Genomic DNA, 22,670 nt, shown 5'->3' with positions numbered 1-22,670 from the left:
GCAAGAACCGTTCTCCTCGACCTCGTCTTGATCTCTGTCGGCGGCGGGCCACGTCGGGCGTTCTCATGCTTGTTCCGGTGCAGGGGATGAACGGCCGTCGCTCACCTGATGCTACCGGGCCTCACCCGCCGGGGCAGTCGCCGCTCGTACCGAAGCAGGGAGACTGATCGGTGCGAGGCGCCCTGTTCACTCCTCCGGATCTGCTGTCGAAGTACTCGCGGCTGTACTCGATCGCCAGCACGTACGCAGCCCCCGTGGCGCTGATCGCCGTGGCCAGTTCATCCCCTTCCGACCCAGCCGTGGACGAGACGATGACATCCGTCGGGTGGTGGTAGCCACGCTCCAAGAGACCGTCGGCGGTCGCGACGACGATCGTCGTCTCGTCCGTTCCATACGCTTTCGAGGCGGGATGCGTGGTCAGAACGCTGAAGGTGGGATCAGCAAGCGAGTCAAGGTCAGACGAACCCGCGAACGGGTCCACCGGGGAGATGTTCGAGTCTTCGAGGGCAGCAGCAGCTTGCTCGAGCGCCTGCTCGGGAGTGGCAGCGCCGAGGAGCGCGTAGACGACTCGGCCCTGCTGTGCGCACCGGGTCCCAGTCGCGTCGACGAACCAGTCCGACGGCTCGGCGACCGTGCAGGTGTCCTCCCGGACGACAGTGACACGAGGAGCGGATACCGAACCGGGCCACGCCAGAGCATCGTCCGCCAGGGCTGCCGCCTCGGGCCGCACGCGCTCGGCGAGCGAGGGATCGACTGCGTCGGACGCGCAGCCAGTCAGGGTCAGACCCATCGCCAGCATGAGCAGACCTGTTCGTCTCCCTCTCACGGCTCCCCCTCGACGCGATAGTAACGCCCATCCGCGATCTCAAAGAGTCTGCGACCGGATGACCATCGCTTGTCGGGCGCGCCGTTCAGCAGCAGGGTAGCTCGCATGCGTGCACCCTCTCGACCTGTTGCCGCACGTGGCTGCACACCACGTCGTTTCACCGGTTGACGAGAGCTGGGGCTTAGTGCCAGGACAGATTGACCAGGTCACTTTGCGAGGTCGCGGCTGTCGCGTGTGGCGAGGAGGCGCGGGTCGCCTACCTGCCGGAGTGGCGACGCGGATACCCAGACGACCGTGAGAAGGATGCCGGCGCACCCCAGGGCGACGCCGGTGCGGGTGCCGAGGGCGTCTCCGACGACGCCTCCGGCCGCGGCGCCGATGGCGATGACACCGTACGAGAGCCATCGCATGGTGGCGTTGACGCGTCCGAGCAGGTGATCCGGCGTCCGGAGCTGGCGGAGCGTCAACGCGACGACGCTCGAGAGGGACGTGCCTGCCCCGTTGATCGCGAAGATCACGACGAGGACGGTGACGATGAGAGGCACTGTCCACGACGCCTCGACGAACGGAAGTGCGGCGAGGGCGACGCATTCGGCCGCCGCGCAGCCGACCATGACGGGTCCGGCGCCGAACCGACGGACGCTCGCCGGTGCGGCGGCCGCCCCGAGGAGCGCCCCGATCGCGCCGAGACTGAACACCATTCCGAGATGGCCGGCGGTGAGACCGAGCTCTCGGACGGCGTGGACGGCGAAGAGCACCATGATCCACTGGGCGAACAGGTTGTAGATGCCGGCGAAGCCGACCAGGGAGACCAGGTAGCGGTCACGGCCGACGAACCGCAACCCGTCGCCGAGGTCTCGCTTGACGCTTCTGCCCGTGGGGACGGGCTGCTGCTCCGGGGTTGAGATGCGCAGGAGCGCCACGGCCGACACGACGTAGGTCGCGGCGTGGGTGAGAAGCGCCCACGGGGCGGAAAGCGCCTGGATGAGCAATCCGGCGAGGCCCGGGCCGCCGATCTCCGCCGCGGAGGAGGTCGCCTGCAGTCGACCGTTCGCCCGTTCGAGGTGCTTGCGGCCGGCCACCGTGGGCAGGAACGACTGGTAGCTGACCTCGAACAAGACGGTGAACGCCCCGAGCAGTCCGACCAGGACGACGAGGGCGGGCAGCGTGAGCAGGCCGGAGAATGCCAGGGCCACCACGGCGAGGGTCAGGACCGCCCGGGCGAAGTCGGACGACACAAGCAGGGTGCGGCGCCGCCGCCTGTCCACCAAGACTCCGAGGGGCAGCGCGAGCAGCAGGAAGGGCACCCAGCGGGCCGCGCCGAGCAGCCCGACCTCGCCGGCAGAGGCGTGCAGCACCAGGACGGCGAGCAGCGGCACCGCCAGCTCGCTGATCTGACCGCCGATCGACGACGCCCCCTGGGCGATCCAGAAGCGTGCGAAGTCCGGCCCCAACCGCGCCGACTGCTGACTAATGGATTCAGTAGGTTTCACGCGTTAGACAGTGGCATGAGGCTTCTAATGGCGCAAGTGGCCATCGCGCATTAGATTGGTGGAATGACCACCTCGAGTGCACGACGGCCCTACCCCGAAGTGGGTGGTCACCCGGCCTTCGACCTCGTCGACACGGTGCACTGGCGCCTCGACGAGGCTCGGGCCATCGACACGCTCACCACGTTCGAGGACGTCGTTGCCTGGTGCAGACAACTCGACGTCCTGGGTCGCGACGCCGTGGGCCTCGACCCGCTGGCGGAAAGAGCCCCGCATGCAGCCGCGAACGAACTCGAGGCCGTCGTCGCGCTGCGCGAAGCGATCTACCAGGCCGTCTTCGAGTCCTCGGCGACGGCGGTCGACCTGATCGCGCGCGAGCACGTCTCAGCCCTCGGGCGGTCGACACTTCACCGAGACACGGACGCGCTGACGTGGTCCTGGCGCGTTCCCTCCGACCTCACGGGACCCCGCGCAGCCATCGCATTCGTCGCGCACGACGTCCTGACGTCGGACCTCGCGGCCGCACGCCAGTGCGGTGACGACGCCTGTGGCTGGGTCTACCTGGATACGTCTCCCCGCCACAACAGGGTCTGGTGCACGGCAGCTGGGTGCGGCAACCGCAACCGGGTCGCTCGTCACCAAGCCAAGAAACGGGCCTGACGACGGTAGTACCGACGCCTCGTCGCTCTTGGAGGAGCCGTCGCCTCACCTGGTCGACGTTCGCACCCGAGTTCGCCCTCACGCCAACAAGGCGGCGAACGACCTGATGTCGTCGGCGACGACCTGAGGCGCCTGCCACGCGGTGAAGTACTTGCAGAATTACAAGGACCCTGGTTCAACTACACCGGTACCCCATCCTCTATCGGGCGCGACGGGCACTACAGCTCAGGTATGTGAAGACCGCCGCCCCGAGACCGCATACGAGAGTCACAACGGCAGCTACCCGGCCCAGACTCCGGGCACTCATCGATGACTCGTACTGCTCCTTCGTCTGGACAACATCCGTGCCCTCCGGCACGGGCCAGAAGAAAACCGGCGTAAGCCACCCGGCTTTAACGGGGGCGACAGCGCACACAATCAGTGCGGCGACGGTCAATGCGACAAAGACCACAGCCCACAGCGGCCGGAACGTGATCGACGTGTCATGAGGTCACGGTAGCGGCCCCACGACCCGGACCAAGTGGCCGGCCATACCCGTCCGTCACACCAAGTGCAGCTGACCATAGGCTATCGAGACCATGGACAGGTCAACATCATGGCGATGGTGCGTCGTCGCCCGCTTGTCTCGGCGCCGCGACTGATGACGGATCGTCGATGTCCGAGGGGCGACTGAGCCAACCCGGGCCGTCGCGTCGAAGCTGCTTGAGCTCGAGACTCGGTTCGGAAGGGACCTCAAACTTCTGCCTCAGCAGACGCCACTGCAGAACAACCCCGACGATGACGCCCGATGTAAAGAAGGGCACCCCGACCAAGACCAACAGCCACAGCGGCCAACGCTTCAGACCCCGACCCAACGGAGCCCACGGGGCCCACCCGACGGACACCCCACCCCACACGATGAGCACGAGGAACCCGGCACTGACAACGGCTGCCACCCATGGATGTGCACGAAAGAACGATTCGACCCAGCCTGGGCTGCCGTTTCGCACCATGCACCAGATCCTACGGGTCGCTCTTGTCGCGGCTGCTGTCGACCTGATGCGGTGCATCTCTTTCGTTGTATGGGCGCAGTTGCTGTGCAGCGGTGCGAAGTATGTCCTCCCAAAGGCGGCGAGCTCGGACGTCCGTCACAGGCCAAGGGCCGGCAGCTCCGCCCGCTCGGACAGCGCTTACCAACATGGCCTTCAATAGCGGGCCGCTCCTCGTCACTGCGCAACTGGGGCCGAATTCCCGCACCTCGCCCGCCTGAGGATCGCCTGTCGGGACAGCTCGTCAGATCGACTCCCGAACTACGGTCCACGACACCTCGTACGGTTGGGTCATGGACCCGTTGGCTAGCGCCGCCCTCTTCGTTGCAATCACAAGCGCGATTCTCTATGCGCTCTACTGGGTGATTCGACGTGCCGTGGCAGCAGGCATTAAAGACGCAGAGGATCGCCCGTAGCCCGATCAGCTATCGGAACGACCAACCGAACACATTGTGTGCGTGCACATACGCGCCGCCTAACCTGTGTCACTCAGCGTCGAGAGGAACACCATGTCAGCACCGCACCCGTCACGCAAGAACTGGTACGCCGTCCTGTTCTTCAAGGTTGCAGCTGTCATCGGCACGACCATCGACACCGTTTTCAACTTGTGGGGGCCGGCGCGCGTGTACGGCAGCGTGACGCCACCTCGACGCAAGCCACGCTGAACCCTCGACACGGATACGTCGCACCGGACGAGCGACACCTAGGGCAAAGAGACCCGCTGACTGATGGTCTAACGGGACACCCAGTCGACGTCTCCTCTCCTAAGGCAGCCAACCATGGCCGGCTACGCAACGAATAGCGCGAATCAGAAAGACGGGTCTGGTTCGAGCGAGGCAGCGAACTCCCTGAGATCGAGCACGGCCCGGCGCAAGGTCCGGAGGTCCTGAGTCGGCACATCAACGTAACCGTCGCTGCCGTCATCGAGAGGCAATGTTCCCTGAGGAGCGTTCTTGGTGTTGATGAGATCCACGTAGGCGCCGTAGTCGATGACATAGACGTCGTAGCGCTCCCCCGGCTCGTCCTGGGCGGAGTACCCGCGACGAACGAGGTGAAGTACACGGGCGTCGAATAATGCTTTTAGCGGCGTGGCGTCTTGGTCCTTCTGATTAACCAAGAACCCCCTAGCCTTCTTCTCTCGAATGACATTGTCGATAATCCAGTTGAGCAGCAGCTGCGCGACAGGTTCTCCGCGCAGCGCCCCTTCCTTGTCAATCTGAAACCACTGACGCGCGGCGGTGCGAACGTCCGGGGTAGAAATACGCCTGTCCGATGCCCGCCATGCTGCTTTCGAGACAATATTTATAGCGTCTCTCGGTACACCCTCTGCAGCTCGCACTAGCTCATCAAAAGCCCTTTTATCCGTAAAGCCAAGACTGATAAGATCACCCTCATTTGACAACCCTGGGACTTGACGTTTCTCGTCCGCACCAGCAGTCAAATGCTTGAACAAAAGCCCACGAAAAAAGTTACGCGCCCGCGAGTCTTCCTGCTCGAAAACCATAAAGTCATCAAGACTCAAGTTCGCCGACATGTCGGCACCTAGCTCGATGCCAATCATCTGGCCGTTTTCATGCCTGGTTCTGAAATTAGTCTGCTGCTCAATCGCCGCAATCTTGACCGTAAATTGGCGGACAGGGAGTACGCAGCGAACTAAGAACGCCCCCAGGTATGGCTGGACATCCCACGGGACACTCGTCCACTCATCAAGGAGCAGCCAAACTCTTCGAGCCGAGAGTGAATCCGCCAGCTCTCGGAGCGCCCGCGCAACATCCGAAAAATTGAGCGAGATTTTCTCGACACCTCGCCGCGTGATTTTGGACCGGTCCATGTGCGATTCGGAGGCATCCGAAGATGCGCTTACGGCGACCCTCGGTCTTACTATGTTAACGCCGAAGCCGCCAACGTCCCGAACAGAGCGCCCCTTTTCGACGTCAGTAGTCTGTTCAATCGGCCCATCCACGCGGATTGATCCAATAGCTTCCAAGAGAGCATCTAGCCGTGCCACGAAAAGGGCGTCGCCTGACAAACTATTATCGTCCAACGCTGCCTGCAAGATCTCGTCATGAACCTGATTCAGTAGATCTACGAGAAGGCGTCCCGTTCGTTCGATGGGGCCAATCTGCTCCCCATCGAAGATGCCTTCGGCCGATCCGATCGTGCGTAGGTCGACATAGACGCCAAGGTCCCCCTCGTCGAGTTTAGTGGAGGAAAGATACCGCAGGGCGTGAGTCTTGCCAGTGCCCCGGCGGCCGTAGATGATCTGGTGATCGACGACGTCCAACGCAGTTGCTACGCCTGAGTCCTCGAAGGTTGCACGAAGCTCCAGCTCACCCCGAGATTCGGCGCGTTTTGGAATTTTGCTAAAGGCGACATTCAAAGTCGACGACACGGCCATGTGCCGATCCTAGTGAGTGATGGAGCCAATTTGCGATTGAATCGTTTTGATCGTCAGAACCGAGCGATTCAAGACCATCACGATGTGCCGCGACTTGCGGCCCGGAGTCGGGTCGCGTGCTCTTCCAAGGCACCCCGACAGCTGTAGCGTCCGAACCCCCTTCACCGGGCATTTTTGCGGGACAGGCATACGCGAATCTGCAGTCCAGGCGGTACTTGAACTCAGACCGCGAGACCGGGCCTGCAACAGTGTCCCCGATGAACGACCGCCTATCAGGCGTCGACGACGTCGATGCGGGCGCGCTTGCAGGCTGCAAGAAGACCGGCACTCCAGCTTCATCGACTCCACGTGACCCGACCGGAGGGGGACGCGCTTATTCGCCCGACTCGATTCCCCGCTGAGGCGATCGGGCAGGGCCTCTTCGACGCCCCCACAGCCCGAACCCGCCGACGGCCATGAACACTGCCCCCGATACGGCGACGCCCAGGCCGATCGGCCACATCTGCGGGTAGCCCACGAGCTGCCCTACGAAGCCGTAGATCGGACCTCCGATCAGGAGGTCGATTCCACCGGAGAAAGCGACGACGGCCCACGTGGGTTTCCTCACTCGCGCCTGCTCCTCGGTTCTCGTAGCCCTGGCCGCACTCGACACCCTCACTCGCCGACGCAGCCGTCTCACTCGAGACCGCCCCCTTGAGCCTCACGGAACGGCGCGGCCTCAAACCAGCGGATGTCCATCTCCTCCGGACCCCCTCAGCGCCGGTAGGCGGCCGCGGGGTGGGACTCGGGGAGGCGCGGGCCACCTCCCGTGAGCCGCTCGCGCAGGGTCTCCCCCGGCACGTACGCCTCGCGGACGCGCCCGCGGCGGCGGAGCTCGGGCACGATCAGCTCGACGAAGTCCCGCAGCGTGTCGAACGAGTGGTACTGACGGAGGTTGATGCCGTCGATGCCCTCCTCGTCGAGCCAGCGCTCGATCTCGTCGACCACGACGGTCGGCGTGCCGGCCACGAAGAAGGTGCCACCCCAGGCCTCGTCGACACCGTCGATCAGCTGACCGACGGTGATGTCGAGCGGCAGGGAGGCGGCACCCGGGTGATCGAGACGACCCTCGATCTCGAGGGCCTCGCGCACCGTCCGATCGCTCGGGTGGGACAGCGCGTCGAACGGGACGCTGCGGTGCACGAGCCGCCCCTGCGCGCTGGCGGACGACCGGTAGAGAGCGAGCTTCTCGGCGACCTCGGCGTCGGTGCGCCCCGTGATGACACCCGCCTGCAGGATGAACCGCACGTCGTCGGCCGCACGGCCCGCCTCGACGGCCGCCGCCCGCGTGGCCGCACCCACCGCCTTGACCGCGGGGCCGCCCGTGAAGACGACCTCCGCGTTGCGGGCCGCCTGCTCGACGCCGTTCGGCGACGCTGTGGCGAGGAAGAGCACCGGGGTCCGCTGCGGCGACGGCTCGCTCAGATGCGGCCCGGCCACCCGGAAGTGCTCACCCTCGTGATCGATGGCATGCACCTTGGCGGGGTCGGTGTAGACGCCCGAACCGGGCTCGAGGCCGTCGGCTCCGGGGTCGGCGACCACCGCATCGTCCTCCCACGACCCCTCCCACAGCTTGTAGAGCACATCGAGGTACTCGGCCGCCCGGGCGTAGCGCTCGGCCTTCGGGATCTCGGCGTCGAGGCCGAAGTTGCGGGCGGCGTTCGGCAGATACGACGTGACGACGTTCCACCCCACCCGACCCTTCGTCAGGTGGTCGAGCGTCGACATGCGCCGCGCGAACGCGAACGGCGGCTCGTAGCTGGTCGAGAACGTGATGCCGAAGCCGAGATGCTCGGTCACCGCCGCCATCGCCGGGACGACGAGCATCGGATCGTTGTTGGGCGCCTGGATGCCCTCGAGCAGGGCGGGCGCCGGGCTGTCGCCGTAGACGTCGTAGGCCCCGAGCACGTCGGCGATGAAGATCGCGTCGAAGCCGCCGCTCTCGGCCAGCCGCGCCAGCTCGAGCCAGTACGCCAGGTCCTTGTACTCGCTGCGGTGGTTGTGCGGCAGACGCCAGAGACCGTGCGTGATGTGCCCGACGCAGTTCATCTCGAAGAGGTTGAGGATGAGCTGCTTCGGCGCGGAGGACTCAGTCATGCGACGATCCTGCCCGATCGGACGGTGGCGGCGCTGCGCGATGACCTCGGGTGACACGCGGCGGCCGGGTCGATGCCGTGCCGCGCCTCCTCGGGTGGCGCGCGGGTCAGGCGTCGGGGCGGGAGTGACCGCCGAGCGTCGGGACGGAGCCGGTGCGCGACGGGATGGTCCGCACCGAGCCCGTGACCACCGCGACCGACGACGTGATCGTGCGCAGGTTCGACGTCGACAGCGACACCTGCGAGTGCCCGATCGTCGGGAACCCGCGCCGGGCCAGCAGCACGACGACGAAGCTCCCGCCGACGATGACGGCCGCTGTGTAGGGCAGCGCCGCGAGCCCGGTCATCTCGAAGGCCCGGGCCCCGAGCGCCGCTCCGGCCGCGATGCCGACGTTCGACCCCGCGTTGATCAGCGCCCCCGCGATGTCGGGGCTCACGCCGCCGGTGCGGATCGCCGCGGCCATGAACAGGGTGCCCGTCGTGCCGTTCGCCGCCACCCAGACGCCCGCGACGACGAAGGTGCCGATCAGCGAGCCGTGCACGAACGGCAACGCGCCGAGGGCGAGCGTCATGACCCCGACCGCGACGAGCAGCGTCTGCCGCGGCGCCCGGTCGACGAACGCCCCGGCGACGAGCAGGCCGACGACCCCGGTCGCCCCGAGCACGAGCAGCGCCGTGCCCGTCGAGCCCGTGCCGAGCCCCGCATCCACCAGGTACGGCCCGATGTAGGTGTAGACCACGTAGTGACCCGCGAAGAGCAGCAGATCGGCGACGACCACGGCCAGCAGACCGCTGCGGGCCCACGACGCGACCGACCCGATGTGCGGATACGACTCGCCGCGCACCGACGGCAGGAAGACGAGCGCGACGACGGCGAGCAGCGCCGAGGCCACCGCCACGCCGGTGACGGCGAGACGCCAGCCGACCTGGTCGCCGACGGTCGTCGCGACGGGCACGCCGATCACGAAGCCGAGCGAGCTGCCCGAGTAGACGAACGCGATCGCGCGCCCCGCCAGCCGAGGAGGCACGATGCGGGTCGCGTAGGCCGACGCGACCGAGAAGAAGAGCGCGTGGGCGACGCCGCCGACGATGCGCCCGGCGCAGAGGAACTCGAAGCTCGGAGCGAACGCCACCATCAGGTTCGACACCGTGTACCCGACGAGGGTCGCGACGAGCACGGCCTTGCGGGGCACCCGCGCCGTCGCCCACGTGAGGGGCAGCGCGAGCACGGCGACGGCGAGCGCGTACACCGTGACGACGACGCCCATGCGCGACTCGGCCACGCCCAGATCGGCGCTCATGGTCGAGAGCAGCCCGACGGGCATCAGCTCGGTGGTGATCGCGAAGAAGGTCGACAGCCCCAGCACGGCGATCCCGACGACCGCCGAGGCGGTGAGGGTGTGCGGCTGCTCGGTCTGGCTCCGACCGGTCGATGGACGGGCGAGTGTGTCGGTCACGGGCGTGCCTCCGTTCGGGCGGAGAGCGCGCACGACGAGAGGACTCGCCGGGAGGACGCCGACACGAGGCGTGCTGAGGCACGGGTCGCGGGGGCGATGCGCACTCGCCGCGATCGTTGCTGACGGGTGGGGATGGGATGTTGCCACTCCACGACGAGGGCGCTCCGTCCAGTGTGACATATCCCCCTCCCCCGGCCGCAAGGCCCGAGACCGTCTTTCTCAGAGGCTGCCGCGGGCGGGGGCGACTAGCGTCGGAGTCGTCGCGGCGGCCCTGACCCCCGTCGACAGAGAGGGACTCCATGTTCGAAGCCGAGAACCTGCGCGACTGGATCGGCATGCCCGTCGTCGACCCGAACGGCGACAAGGTCGGCACGCTCGAGAGCATCTACTTCGACACCTCGACCGAGCTGGCCACGTTCGCCACCGTGCAGGCCGGGATCGTCGGCAAGAAGCTGCTGTTCGTGCCGCTGCAGGGTGCGGTCGTCGCCCCGAAGCACCTCAAGGTGCAGTTCGACAAGAAGATCGTCAAGGACGCCCCCTCGATCGAGACCGACGGCGAGCTCGAGGCGTCGCGCGAGCCCGCCGTGTTCGAGCACTACGGCCTCGCCTACTCCGTCGGCTCGACCGGCGAGCGCCGCCTCGGGCGCCGCTGACCGGCATCCGCCGAACGATCCGACGGGGTCGACGTCGCCACGAGGCGGTGTCGACCCCGTCCGTCCGTTCAGCTGGTCTGCTGCACCCGCAGCTCGGCGAGTCCGACGTTCCGCGTGCTCGCGCTGACCGACGTGGTCGTGAAGGCGACCGACGTCGAGGCGCGCGAGGCGAATCGGACCGTGGTCGCGCCTCCTGCGGCATCGAGGGCCGGCACGGCGACCGTGCTGCCGTCCGAGAAGGTGAGCGTGCCGCCCGTCACGTCGTCGGCGAGGTTCGGGCGATCGTGCAGCACGATCGTGTCCATCGTCACCGGCGTCGCCCAGCGGAGCGTCAACGTCACCCCGACGCGCCCCCAGGGCGCGACCCATTCGTTCTGAGGGGCGTCGGGATAACCGCCCGCCACGCCGTCGATCGCCTTGGCGGCGGTCTGCCCGCCCGCCGCGTCGTCCCAGCTGGCGGTGGCGACGGCCCCGGTCGTCACGTCGGTCACCACGGGCGGGGTGACGACCGGCGCCGCCGTCGCCGAGCGCACCACGATCTCGGCCAGCCCGACGTTGCGGGTCGTGCTCGACACCGAGGTGACCGTCAGCACCACGGACGAGGAGGTGCGGGCCGGGAACGTCACCGTGCTCGCCGTCCCGTCGTCGGCGAGCGCCGGCACCGCCACCGTCGACCCGTCCGAGAACGAGAGGGTCGCCCCGGTGATGCGGTCGCTCGTGTTCGGCCGGTCGTGCAGCACGACCTGGTCGATGCTGCGAGCGGACGGCCAGGTCAGGGTCAGCCGGCTGCCGTCTCGACCGCCCGCGGTGGCCCATTCGGCCCGGTGGTCGCCCGGATATCCGTCGGCCACGCCGTCGATCGCCTTGACGGCGGTCTGGGAGTCGGCGGTGTTCTCAGAGCTCGCGGTGACCGTCGCCCCGGAGGTGACGTCGTACGCCGAGAGCGGCGCATGCGGGTCGACCGGCACGGTGACGACCGGCGTGGGCGGCGTGGTGGTCACGGTGCCGACCGTGTACTGGCGGCTGAACCACTCGCGCTCGGACCGGTTCCAGCAGGCGTCCCACCCGCCGCAGGTCGCCGGGTCGTGCTCGGCGTAGCGGAAGAAGACGTCGGCCTTGTCGAGCACCTGCGGCATGGTCAGGTTCGAGGGGCGATCGCGGATGCCGTAGCCCTGATACCCGGCGAACCCGTGCGGTGTCGCGTAGAGCCGCTGGGCGGCGTCGGTCAGATAGCCGACGACGTGGTGGTCGGGGTGATCGCCGTCGTGCATGGTGCCGAGGTGATCGAGCGTGTTCACGTTCGTCGGCTGGACCGCGGTCATCAGAGCCAGCAGCGTGGATCGCAGCGAGGCGAGGGTGTACGACGACGACCCGTCGACGGTCGTGAGGGAGTCGATCGCTCCCGTGTAGAGCGCGGTGAGGCTGGTGTCGTCCGTGCTCGGGAACCCGGCGCCGTCGGTGCCCCCGTCGGGCAGTCGCAGCGAGACGAGCTGCACACGCGGGTCGGCATCGAGGCGGGCGACGGCGACGGCGCGGCCGTCGACGTCGACGTTCGACGTCGTCCACGCGTCGTCGACGTGGAGGATCTCGGCGTAGGCGGCTCGCGGCCCGAGCTCGCGCTCGCGCCAGTACTGCTCGACGTGCCCGCCGTCGCCGGCCGTGACGTACACCGTCGTCACGCAGCGCCCGGCCTGCAGATCGGCGACGAGCGTCGTGCTCTGGAACAGCAGGTCGTCGTCCTGGTGCGCGACGACGTTCAGCGTGGTGCCTGCGCCGCAGCCGGTCGGGGTGAGCGGATGCGGGGCGTGCCCGGTGTCGGCGGCGACGGCCGGTGCGGCGGCGAGGAGGGCGCCGGCCAGCGTCAGCGCGACGACGATCTCGGCGACGGGAGGCGACGACGGACGGCGCACCACGCCGCGCCGACTAGCCACGGACGGCCTCGGGGTCGGCGAGACGGTAGAGCACGGCGGTGGGGCTCGAGTAGACGACCTGCCAGCGGTCGTCGTCGGCGAAGGCCCGCCCGAGCTCCTGGTAGTCGGCGTAGGTCTGGAACCCGTAGCGCTCGTCGTAGGCGCCCAGCACGTCCGACACCAGCACGTAGTACTCCGACGCCTGCCAGCCGAGGGCGAACTGGCTGGTGAGCTCGCGCTCGTCCGCGACGGCGTCGTAGTCGGGGCCCGTGTCGGCGTAGCCGCCCAGCGACTCGCGGGGCACGTACTGCACCTCGTCGTACTTGGCCGTCCGTGCGCCCGGGGTCGCGTTGCCGTTGCCCGGCACGAGCAGGGCGGCGCCGAACTCGGCCTCGTCCTCGAAGGCGAGGGTGGCGCGGGTGGTGTCGACGCTGGCGACCCGGTTCCAGTCGAGGGCCGTGTTGCCGAACACGTTGACGGCGACGACGACGACGAGCGCCACGGCGAGGGCGGTCGTGCCGAGACGGCGAGGGAGGCGGCGGGGCCAGGGCAGCATGACCGCGAGGATGCACAGCCAGGGGGCGGCGAAGAGCGTCACCCGGAAGATGCCCTCGGCGCCGTAGTTGGTGGCGATGATCAGGCTCACCGGGCTGGCTGCGGCGAGCACGAGCGCCCACTGCTGGCGGCTCTTGCGATGCAGCAGGAACGACGCCAGGGCGGCGAGCCCGATGATCACGAGCACGACGGCCGGCAGACCGAACGCGAGCGTGTTGACCAGCGGCTTGCCGAGGGTTGCGCCGTCGTGCACCGGCGGTGCCGCGTTGTCGATCACGTTGCCGGCGGCGGCCGGGACCAGGAAGGTGCCGAGCACCGACCTGTTGGCCAGGGCCCAGACGACGGCGGGCGCCAGCACCAGGAGAGGGGTCCACCACGGTCGCACGAGTCGGAAGACCACGAAGACGCCGAGCGCCGCCGTGGTCAGGTACGGCGAGATCTGGTGCGTGACCGCGAGCGTCGAGCCGAGCACGAGGATGGCCGCGAGCGACCACCGGCCGAGGACTCCGGAGGCGCGGGGCCGGGCCGAGTGGGCCGGGTCGCCCGAGGCGACGAGCTCGCCGGGTGCGGCGGGTCGGCTCGTGAGGGCGAACGACGTCTCGCGCGCGGGGCGACCGGCGCCGAGCGCCAGGGCCGCGATGCACAGCGAGAGGACGATGCCGAGCGACTGCGGCGAGAAGTAGATGGTGTTGAGGGTCAGCGTGAGGGCGAAGAGACCCCCGGCGAGCCAGGCGCGGCCGTCGTCGGCGAGGAACCGGCGCGCCAGCACGGTGGCCGCGAGGGCGATCATGGGGGTGATCATCACCGGCCACCAGGTCGCCACGACCATCACGTCGCGGATGCCGGCGACGTCGGCCACCCACGCGACGCCCGAGAACAGACCCGCCCACGACTGGAAGATGTCGCGCCCCAGGGTGACTCCGCCGTCGGCCCGGATCGACTCGATCACGCCGACGTGGCGGGCGGCGCTGACCATCGTCGGGGTGCCGTAGACGATGGCCTGCGACAGGACGACCACGCCGCTGAGCGCGAGCAGCGGCAGAGCGGGGCTCCGGTGCGTGACGAGGGCGAAGACGGTCGCCGCCACGAGCAGGGCCAGACCCGCGAACCAGCCCGGGCCCTCGAGCGAGAAGAGTCCGCCGGGGGTGGGGTCGCCCCGCACGAGCAGCGACGATCCGACGACGAGCACCAGGGCGACGGCCGTGGCGAGGGGCACCCAGGGCAGGCGGTCCGCGATGCCGGGCCGCGCCTCCTCGATGTCGACGGAGTCGGTGACCGTCTCGACGAGGCCGTCGAGTCTCGCCGCGCGGTCGAGGCCGATCGCCATGATCTCGCGGACGGTCGCCGTCGCGAGCAGCACGATCGTCGCCATGACGACCGTGGTCATCGTCTCGGCCGGCTGCCAGACGTGCGTCCGGGCCATGGCGGTGCCGATCAGCACCGTCGCCGACAGGCTCGTCACCACGGCGATCAGCGTGAACCGCGACGACCGCATCGGAGCGGCCAGCAGCACGGGGGCGATGCCGAGCTCGAGCAGCAGGAAGACCGGCACCGCCAGCTCGCGGAGCGCCGTCGCCTGCGTGGCGAAGCCGATCCCGATGACGATGAGGGTCAGCCAGACGAGGCCGGCCGCGGCGAGCCGCCGGCCTGGCGACATCACCGCGTAGGCGTCGCGGGTCGGGACGAGGGTCGGGTGACTGCGGCTCGCGAGGTCGGGATCGGCGCTGTCGGGGCGCGCACTCGCGGGGGCAGAGTCAGCTCGGGTCACGAGTGATCTCCAGTGGGTAGCCGCCGACCATCACGGGCGGCGCGCTCGACCGACGGAGCCGTCTGACCCTGGGTGGGGGTCGCCTCGTCGGCGGGGTGGAAGAGCGCCGGGTTCGGGTCGGCGTGATTCGGGTTGCCGCCTCGCCCTCGGGTGTCGGGCGTGGCGGGTCCGTTCAGAGTAACTTGCGCTCTGCTCCCCGCGATACGCAGGGGCCGTACATCGACAGGGTGAACAGTGGACTACGCGTCGACCTCCCGGCGGGTGCCCCTCGATCGGGGGGTGCCTCGTTCGACGGGGGTCGCCTTGACCCGCGCGACGTCGCGGGCGATGATCGTTCGATCGTTCCGACGCGTCGGGTTCACCCGCGCCCGCCTCGGCGACGATCGCTACCCGAAGGAACCGACGACGTGCCGACCACCGAGAGAACCCGAGCGTCCTCTCGACGACGGCGGACGCGCGTCGCCGTCACCACGGTGGTCGTCCTCTCGGTCGTGGCGCTGGTCGGGCTGCCGATGATCGTCCTCGGCGAGGACTCCGGCGCCGTCACCCCGTGGAGCACCGACGGGGCGTCCGCCCCGGTGGCCCCCGTGCCGAGCGACGCGCCGACGTCGTACTCCCCCGCCGACCCTTCCGACACGGGCACCGCGCCTCCGGCGGGCGGGGTGCCATCCGCCCCGCACCTCGACATGTCGGCCGACGCCCCCGGTTCGGCGTCCGCCGCCGACACGGCGTCCCCGAGCGGCGAGGCCGCACCCGTCGGTGACCTGCCGGGGTGGAGGCAGATCTTCGTCGACGACTTCGACACCCCGGTCGCCCGTGGGTCGTTCCCCGGGCCGTACGCGGACTCGTGGCTGCCGTACGACGGCTTCACCGACACCAACGACAACGGCACGTACCGGGCCGGCGCGATCTCCGTCGCCGACGGCATGCTGTCGCTCGGCGTCTCGGCCCTCGGCGACGAGGTGACGTCGTCGGCCGTCGTGCCGCTGGTCGACGGCGAATGGGGCGGGCAGACCCACGGCCGTTACAGCGTGCGCCTGCGCGCCGACCCCGTCGAGGGCTACAGCGCGGCGTTCCTGCTCTGGAGCGACGAGAACGACTGGGACGACGGCGAGATCGACTTCCCCGAAGGTCACCTCGACAAAGAGGTCAGGGCCTACAACCACAAGCTCGGCGACCCGTCCGAGAACTCGTTCGACCGCCGCACGGCCGTGCCGTTCAGCGAATGGCACACCTACACGATCGAGTGGGGCCCCGACGAGATCGCCTTCCAGATCGACGGAGTCACCATCGGCACCACCCGCAGCGACATCCCCACGGCGAAGATGCACTGGGTGATGCAGATCGAGACCCTCAAGAGCGCCCCGCCGGACGGCGCGCAGGGCGCCGTCCACATCGACTGGGCCACGATCTACCGCTACGACGGCTGAGCGGCTCCCCGGCAGCGCTCGCCCGCTCGACGGCGGGCTCGCCACCCCGGGCCCCGGCTGCGGGCGTGCGCCGTCAGCACGGCCTCGAGAGCGTCGATGTGCTGCTCGTGGGGGAACCCCTCGGCGACCCGGTCACGGCAGCGCTCGCCCAGACCGGGGTCGTCGTGCCGCCAGTCGAGCACCGACGCGATGCGGGCGGCGAGGTGGAGCGGATCGGCCGGGCGCACGAGCAGGCCGGCGAACTCGCCCGACAGCACCTCGGAGACCGCCCCGACGTCGGTGCCGACGGCCGGTCGCCCCGTAGACATCGCCTCGATCAGCACGCGACCGAAGGCCTCGGGCAGATGCGAGGCCATGACCACGAGGTCGGCGGCGTGCAGCAGCGGGACGACGTCGCGCCGGGCGTCGAGCAGGCGGTACGACCCCTCGGGCAGGCCGGCCAGAGCCTCGAGCACCTCGGGTTCGACCGGTGCCGGCCCCGCCAGCACGAGCACCGCGCGCTCGGGGTCGAGGGCGAGCCCGCGCCAGGCCTCGACGAGCGTCAGCACGCCCTTCTCGACCGACAGTCTCCCGTAGCTCAGCACCACGCGGGCTCCGGGGGCGATGCCCAGTCCGAGGTCGCGACGGGCGCTCAAGAGCTCCGCCGCGCCTCCTCGGGGGTACTCGTCGGCGGAGACGGCGTTGTGCACCACGGTGATGCGCTCGGGCGAGATCCCGGCGGCGACCCAGAGGGTCTTCATGAACTCGGAGACGGCGACGAAGTGCGCGACCCCCGTCATCACCAGCCGGGTGCGGTGGAAGTTCGGCGCGTGGTGCAGGTGGCAGACGATCGGCAGCCCGGCCCAGCGCGCCGCGAGCTGCGCCCAGACGATCTGCTCGGGGCGGTTCAGCCACAGCACGTCGGAGGCGAGGCTCCGCGCCCGTGCGATCGACGGTGCGAAGCGCCGCAGATCGCGGAGCACGCTCGACCGGTCGACGTCGAACGGGTACGGCCCGATCGGCTCGACCCCGACGGACGCGTACTCGGCACGCTGCACGCCGTCGTGGTGGAACAGCACGTCGACGCGGTGACCGCGACCCACGAGGCCCACGGTGTCCTGCAGCATGCAGAGCTCGACGCCGCCGACCGGTCGCAGCCGCTCGGCGGTCGTCAGCACCCTCAGGGGCGTCGACGACCCGGCTCGCGGTCCCGTCCGACCCGTGCGGAGCCGAGGAGGCGCGGTCACGATCGCACGGCCACCGGCGCATCGGCCGGGCGCACGGCGATCGCACGCGCGAGTCGCCGGCTCCGCAGGTAGGCGAGCGGCCCCTTGGGGTAGTCCCGCAGCTCGTTCAGCACGAGCGACCGGGGGTACTCGTCTTCGAGTCCGGCGGGGCGGCTCTCGGCGGCGTCGGACGCGCCTCCTCCGATGCGGGAGAGACTCTGCGCCGCCATCGACCGCACGGCGAGGGGCAGCTGCCAGGCGAGCCCCGCGATGTGACGGCGGTCGCCGAGCACGAGCGAGGTGAGCATGGCGGTGAAGCCCAGCCCGTTGCCCCGCAGCTGCTTGAGCAGCTCGTCGGTGCCGCGACGGTGACGGTGGTGCACGATCGCGGCCGGTTCGTAGGCGATGCGGCCGCCCGTCCAGAGGACCCCGATGAACGCGGCGAGGTCCTCGCCGCCGCGGGCGGGCGTGCCCGTGCCGAGGGCCAGGTCGAAGCCGCCGATCCGCTCGAGCGCGCTCCGCCGGAACGACATGTTGGCCCCGGCGCCGTACGCGCCGACGCCGTAGACCGCGAAGCGGCGCACCACCTCGCCGTCGTCGACGACCGTGATCCGCGCCCCGCGCACCAGGCGCGACGCCGGGCGTTCCGCGTCGAGCACGAGCGGTCGCCAGGTCCGCTCGCCGCTGAAGCCGCCGTAGTAGCGCTCGAACCAGATCTGGGCCGGGGTGTCGAGCTCGGCGGGCAGGATCAGTCCGGTGACGGCGTCGACCCGGGGGTCGTCGACGAAGCGCTGGGCGAGCTCGCGCAGCCAGTTCGGCTCGACCCGCACGTCGTCGTCGGTGAAGACGATGATGTCGCCTCGGGCCGCGGCGACGCCGGCGTTCCGCCCGGCCGAGATGCCCTTGCGGGGCTCGTGGATCGCACGGACCCGGTCGCGACCCGCCAGGAGCCCGGGCAGGACGTCGTCGGACGGGAGCACGGGCCGGTTGTCGACGATCAGGAACTCGACGTCGGGGTAGTCGACGTCCGCGAAGCCGTCGAGCATGAGCTCGAGGTCCTCCCGCCGTCCGACGATCGTCGACACGACGACGGTGACGGCGGGGAGGCGGTCGTTCGGGAGGCGCGGCGGGCGCGACGCCTCGTAGCGGACCGACTCGTCGCGCAGATCGGTGAGCGGCGTCAGGGCCGTGCGCGCCGCGGCCGGGTCGTCGGTGAGCATGACGTCGGCCACGCCGACGGGGAGACCCCGCCAGGTGCCGAACACCATGGCCGAGTCGTACCGGTCGTCGGCCACCAGGTCGGGGAGCGGCTCGGCGAGGTCGAGGACGACGACCCGGCGCGGGGCCGGTTCGACGACCTGGGGGCGGCGGGTCATGAGGTCTCCTGGTCGTGGCGTGATCGGTGCGCGGGCATGGCGGCGACGGGGTCGTCGAGGGCGGGGGCCTCCGGTGCTGGGGCCTCCGGTGCTGGGGCCTCGGGTGCGGGGGCCTGGGCCGCGGGGGCCTCCGGTGCGGCACCCGCGGCGTCGTCCGCGACGTCGACCTCCGGGGGGCGGCGGGCGGCGGCGAGACGGCGGAGGAACCACGGCAGGCAGGCCAGCGCGACGATGCAGCGCCCGATGTTCCATTCGAGGGTCTGCGGCAGTGCGATGGTCGCCGCGGCGACGACCACGCTCGCCAGCACGGTGAGCAGGAGTCCGACCGGGGCGCCGTGCCACGCGACGCGCTTCGGCAGGACGACGAGCTGCAGGCCCGCGAGCACGGAGTAGGCGATGACGGTCGCGACCGCCGCGCCGAGGATGCCGAGCGGCGGCACCAGCAGGAGGTTCAGGCCGACGTTGGCCGCCGCCGCGACGCCGGTGATGACGCCGAGGGTCTTGGCCCGCCGCTCGATGGTCAGCAGGCGGCCGCTCGCGCCGCCCGCCGTCGCCGGGTAGGCCGTCAGCGCCACGACGAAGACGACGATGGTGAGACTCGACGGGTCGAAGCTCGCCGGCACGAGGATCGGCATCGCGAAGGGGGTCACGAGAGTCAGGGCGACGATGATCGGGTTCAGCAGACGGTAGATCTCGTTGCGCGCCGTCATCGCGAGCGCGAACCGGGCCGTCTCGTCGCGCATCTTCGCGAAGTGCGGCGCCCACGCGCTGTTGGTGAACGAGAGCAGCAGGATCACCGACGAGCCGACCACGTACGCGACCTGGTACTGACCGACCGCGTCGGGGCCCATCAGCCGCTGCAGCACGATGCGGTCGCCGGCGTTCAGGACGAAGTACGCCAGGCTCGCCAGGGCGAGCGGCACGCCGAACGAGAGGGCGCGCTTCGCGACCGGCCCGTTCACCAGACCGCCGATCAGCGGGCGGGTGAAGCAGAGCCCGATCACCATGGCCAGAGTCTGGCTGATGACGCTGCCCCACGCGTAGGTGAGCGCGCCGCCGCCGAGGGTCAGCAGCAGGGTCAAGCCGATCGCCTGGCCGCCCACGGCCGACACGATGCTCGTCGTGGCGAACGCCCGGAAGCGGTCTTCGGCGAGCAGCAGGGCGAGCATCACCTGGACGGCAGCCGACGGGGCCGCCCACAGCAGGACGACGAGCAGCAGGTCGTGCTCGCTGCCGAAGCCGAGCGCTCCGGCCCAGAACGGCACGGTGAGAACGGCCGTCGCGGTGGCGACGAACGAGATGACGAGGCCGACGGCGACGAGCCCGCGGGCGTTCCGGGCATCGCCGTCCTCCGCGTGCTGCAGGACGAGCGCCTGGTCGAGACCGAGCAGCGCCAGCACGCTGAGCACCTGGAAGATCGCCTGCGCGGTCGAGAAGGCGCCGAAGTCGGTGACGCCGAGCAGGTGGGCCAGCACCGGCGAGACCACCGTGCCGACGACGAGCTGCAGCGACCAGATGATCACGTACAGCAGGCCGCGCCCGAAGAGCCGCGACTGATCCGGGTCGGCGGGGGCGGCGTCCGGGCCCGGCGACCCGATGCTCCGGGTCGGGTCGGCGACCGGCGGCGGGTCGAAGACCGGCATTCCGGCCACCGGCGACGCAGCCGACGGGCGCGGGTCGGGTTCGGCCGCGTGTCGGGGCGAGGTCGGGGGCAGCCGGGTCTCGGCGGGGTCGTCGGGTCTCTCGGGCGGGGCTGACCGCATGGGTGGTGTCCTGTCAGGTTCGGGTCCTGGACGCAGCCTGCCGGACGCTTCGGGGCGCGTCGGCGTCGTCGACCGGGCCGAGGGGTAAGCGAGCCTGGTCGAGCGTCGAAGACTGAAGCTATCTCATGGTCGAGCGTCGGACAATGCCGCGTCCGGGGTGCGCGAGCTCCGCGTGGCGGCCCGCTCACCCGGTCTCACCCGCGGGTGCCCTGACTCCCGTGCGACCCCGCTGAGCTGCGGGTCAGCGGATCGTCGGGTCAGCGGATCGTCGTGACGACGTCGACGAGGCTGGGGCGCGCGGGGGCCGAGCCGAAACCGAAGCGCACCGGCGGGCTGAGCGGCGCCAACGGCCCCAGGTCGTCGCCCGCCCGCGTGGTCACGGCCGCCGAGACGTCGCGGACGAGCGTCACGCCGTAGTACTCGCGCTTGCCGCCGCCCGCCGAGCCGGCCGTCCGCGCACCCCGGACGAGCACCCGCGCGACCGGATCGATCAGCCGGAGCCACAGCGGCTCGGTCGCGACCCGACGCGGCACGATGCGCATCAGCATGCCGAGCGGCGACACCGCGCCGACGGTCAGCCGCACGGCGAGATCGCCGGCGGTCACCGCGATGCCGCCGTCGACGCGCCGCGTCTCGACCGGCACGACGCGCACCTCGTCGAACGTGTAGGTCGACGAGACGTAGTCGGCGACGGCCTGCGAGGGAGCCAGAAGGAGGCGGTGGCCGGTGCCGTCCTCGATCATCACGTCGGTGAAGCGGCCGAGCGGCGAACGTTCCCACATGCCGATCACGACACGCGTGCCCGAGGCGGTGCCGATGCCGGCGATCCGACCCTCGAAACGGGCTGCAGACGCACGACGACTCATGCGGGCGACGGTACGCCGCCGTCGCTGGGGCCGCGCCGTCTTCGCGAGCGCCGACCCGCGCCTCCTACGGGGCCGCGTCCTCGGGGACGGCACCGCGCCTCCTCGGAGTCAGTACCCGGCGTCGACGTCGACGACTCCGACGGGCTCCTTCGCCGCGGCGAGCGCCTCGATGTTCGCGCGGACGCGCTCCTGGAAGAGCGGCTCGGTCATGTCGTCGGTGTTCGCCTGATGCGGGGTGATCAGGGCGCGCGGCTCGTTCCAGAGCGGGTGACCGTGGGGCAGCGGCTCGGGGTCGACCACATCGAGCCCGGCACCGCCGATGGTGCCCTCGGCGAGCGCCGCGACGAGCGCGTCGGTGTCGACGAGGGGCCCGCGCGCGATGTTGACGAGCACGGCGGTGTCTTTCATGGCGGCGAGCCGCTCGGCGCCGATCAGGCTGGTCGTGCCCTCCGTGAGCGCCGCGGCGACGACCACGACGTCGGCGTCGGGCAGCACCTCGTCGAGGCGATCTGTGGTGACGGTGCGTGCGGCGCCCTCGACCTCGCGGGCGGTGCGGACGACCATCGACACCTCGACGTCGAACGGCTGCAGCAGCCGGAGCAGCTCGGTGCCGATGCCGCCCGCCCCGATGATCAGCACGTGACCGCCGTTCAGCGAGATTCCGCGCTGCGTCTGCTCCCACGACGAGGCGCGGGCCCGGATCTGCAGCGACCGCAGCGTGGCCAGTGTGAGCGCGAGCGCGTGCTCGGCGACGGGCGCGCTGTAGGCGCCCTTCGCACTGGTGAAGACGAGCCCGTCGCGGCGGGTGGCGCGCATGGTCTCGACGTACGCGTCGACCCCGGCGCTCGGCAGCTGCACGACGGCGACCCCGGGGTGCTCGTCGACGGCGCGGCGCAGCTCGGCCTGGTCGACGCGGCCCGCGACGACGATCATGCGGGTCTCGTCGCCGAGCTCGACCTCGCGGGCGCCGGTCTCGGCGAGCGCGCGCCGGGCCGGGGCCGCTCCCCAGGCGGCGGCCTCAGGGGCGGCGGCGGGCAGGATGGTCACGGCGAGATCGGTCATACGTCAACCTACCGAGCCCCGCGCCGCGCCTGCTCGGTTCCCGCCCCGCCCCGCGCCTCCTCAGTTCCCGCCCCGCGCCTCCTCGGCA

16 protein-coding genes are annotated in these 22,670 nt (G+C 70.1%); 4 read left to right on the top strand and 12 right to left on the bottom strand.

The features are described 5' to 3' along the window. Positions 1-121: 121 nt before the first annotated feature. Together ACZ6JE_RS12605 and ACZ6JE_RS12600 are read right to left on the bottom strand one after the other, a co-directional pair. Positions 122-790: a hypothetical protein gene (locus ACZ6JE_RS12605; protein ID WP_464319165.1), complete on the bottom strand. Its 669-nt coding sequence runs from the start codon at positions 788-790 to the stop codon at positions 122-124. 242 nt (positions 791-1,032) lie between these two features. After that, complete coding sequence (locus ACZ6JE_RS12600; RefSeq protein WP_464319164.1) at positions 1,033-2,319, bottom strand: MFS transporter; 1,287 nt, start codon at positions 2,317-2,319, stop codon at positions 1,033-1,035. A gap of 63 nt (positions 2,320-2,382) precedes the next feature. On the opposite strand from ACZ6JE_RS12600, the gene ACZ6JE_RS12595 reads away from it, so the two are divergent. Both ACZ6JE_RS12595 and ACZ6JE_RS12590 read left to right on the top strand, forming a co-directional pair. Beyond that, positions 2,383-2,976 carry a CGNR zinc finger domain-containing protein gene (locus ACZ6JE_RS12595; protein ID WP_464319163.1) on the top strand — a complete coding sequence of 198 codons (594 nt, stop codon included), beginning with the start codon at positions 2,383-2,385 and terminating at the stop codon, positions 2,974-2,976. A 1,537-nt stretch (positions 2,977-4,513) separates the two neighbouring features. Beyond that, positions 4,514-4,669, top strand: a complete 156-nt coding sequence (locus tag ACZ6JE_RS12590) for a hypothetical protein (RefSeq protein WP_464319162.1) — start codon at positions 4,514-4,516, stop codon at positions 4,667-4,669. 143 nt (positions 4,670-4,812) lie between these two features. Here ACZ6JE_RS12590 and ACZ6JE_RS12585 read toward each other — a convergent pair whose 3' ends face one another. The 3 genes from ACZ6JE_RS12585 to ACZ6JE_RS12575 all read right to left on the bottom strand — a co-directional run bounded on the left by ACZ6JE_RS12585 (position 4,813) and on the right by ACZ6JE_RS12575 (position 9,994). After that, positions 4,813-6,402, bottom strand: a complete 1,590-nt coding sequence (locus ACZ6JE_RS12585) for a P-loop NTPase family protein (RefSeq protein WP_464319161.1) — start codon at positions 6,400-6,402, stop codon at positions 4,813-4,815. Positions 6,403-7,155: 753 nt separating this feature from the next. Beyond that, positions 7,156-8,538 (bottom strand): NtaA/DmoA family FMN-dependent monooxygenase, encoded by a 1,383-nt coding sequence (locus tag ACZ6JE_RS12580; protein WP_464319160.1) that lies wholly within the window; start codon positions 8,536-8,538, stop codon positions 7,156-7,158. A gap of 106 nt (positions 8,539-8,644) precedes the next feature. Continuing rightward, positions 8,645-9,994, bottom strand: coding sequence for an MFS transporter (locus ACZ6JE_RS12575; RefSeq protein WP_192059069.1), 1,350 nt, complete (start codon positions 9,992-9,994; stop codon positions 8,645-8,647). 299 nt (positions 9,995-10,293) lie between these two features. Here ACZ6JE_RS12575 and ACZ6JE_RS12570 point away from each other — a divergent pair, with 299 nt between their 5' ends. Beyond that, complete coding sequence (locus ACZ6JE_RS12570; protein ID WP_192059071.1) at positions 10,294-10,647, top strand: PRC-barrel domain-containing protein; 354 nt, start codon at positions 10,294-10,296, stop codon at positions 10,645-10,647. A 68-nt stretch (positions 10,648-10,715) separates the two neighbouring features. Here ACZ6JE_RS12570 and ACZ6JE_RS12565 read toward each other — a convergent pair whose 3' ends face one another. After that, positions 10,716-12,560 carry a PIG-L family deacetylase gene (locus ACZ6JE_RS12565; protein ID WP_464319159.1) on the bottom strand — a complete coding sequence of 615 codons (1,845 nt, stop codon included), beginning with the start codon at positions 12,558-12,560 and terminating at the stop codon, positions 10,716-10,718. Between the two features lie 10 nt (positions 12,561-12,570). After that, on the bottom strand, positions 12,571-14,880 hold the full coding sequence (locus ACZ6JE_RS12560; protein ID WP_464319158.1) for a hypothetical protein: 2,310 nt from the start codon (positions 14,878-14,880) through the stop codon (positions 12,571-12,573). A gap of 407 nt (positions 14,881-15,287) precedes the next feature. Here ACZ6JE_RS12560 and ACZ6JE_RS12555 point away from each other — a divergent pair, with 407 nt between their 5' ends. Then, entirely contained in the window at positions 15,288-16,310 is a 1,023-nt protein-coding gene (locus ACZ6JE_RS12555) for a glycoside hydrolase family 16 protein (protein ID WP_243213933.1), read from the top strand. Here the strand turns inward: ACZ6JE_RS12555 and ACZ6JE_RS12550 are convergent. The 5 genes from ACZ6JE_RS12550 to ACZ6JE_RS12530 all read right to left on the bottom strand — a co-directional run bounded on the left by ACZ6JE_RS12550 (position 16,298) and on the right by ACZ6JE_RS12530 (position 22,582). Next, positions 16,298-17,536, bottom strand: coding sequence for a glycosyltransferase family 4 protein (locus ACZ6JE_RS12550; RefSeq protein WP_464319157.1), 1,239 nt, complete (start codon positions 17,534-17,536; stop codon positions 16,298-16,300). The genes ACZ6JE_RS12555 and ACZ6JE_RS12550 overlap by 13 nt on opposite strands. Further along, complete coding sequence (locus tag ACZ6JE_RS12545; RefSeq protein WP_464319156.1) at positions 17,533-18,891, bottom strand: glycosyltransferase family 2 protein; 1,359 nt, start codon at positions 18,889-18,891, stop codon at positions 17,533-17,535. The genes ACZ6JE_RS12550 and ACZ6JE_RS12545 overlap by 4 nt, the downstream gene beginning before the upstream one ends. Next, entirely contained in the window at positions 18,888-20,654 is a 1,767-nt protein-coding gene (locus ACZ6JE_RS12540) for a lipopolysaccharide biosynthesis protein (protein WP_464319155.1), read from the bottom strand. Before ACZ6JE_RS12540 ends, ACZ6JE_RS12545 begins: the two co-directional genes overlap by 4 nt. Positions 20,655-20,911: 257 nt before the next feature. Next, positions 20,912-21,520, bottom strand: coding sequence for a hypothetical protein (locus ACZ6JE_RS12535; RefSeq protein WP_464319154.1), 609 nt, complete (start codon positions 21,518-21,520; stop codon positions 20,912-20,914). A gap of 108 nt (positions 21,521-21,628) precedes the next feature. Further along, entirely contained in the window at positions 21,629-22,582 is a 954-nt protein-coding gene (locus tag ACZ6JE_RS12530) for an NAD(P)-dependent oxidoreductase (RefSeq protein ID WP_464319153.1), read from the bottom strand. Between the last annotated feature and the right edge of the window lie 88 nt (positions 22,583-22,670).

This window comes from Frigoribacterium sp. AC759 (assembly GCF_979256015.1).
Note: the sequence above shows the minus strand (reverse complement) of the source record. Positions and strands in the feature narration are given on the sequence as shown.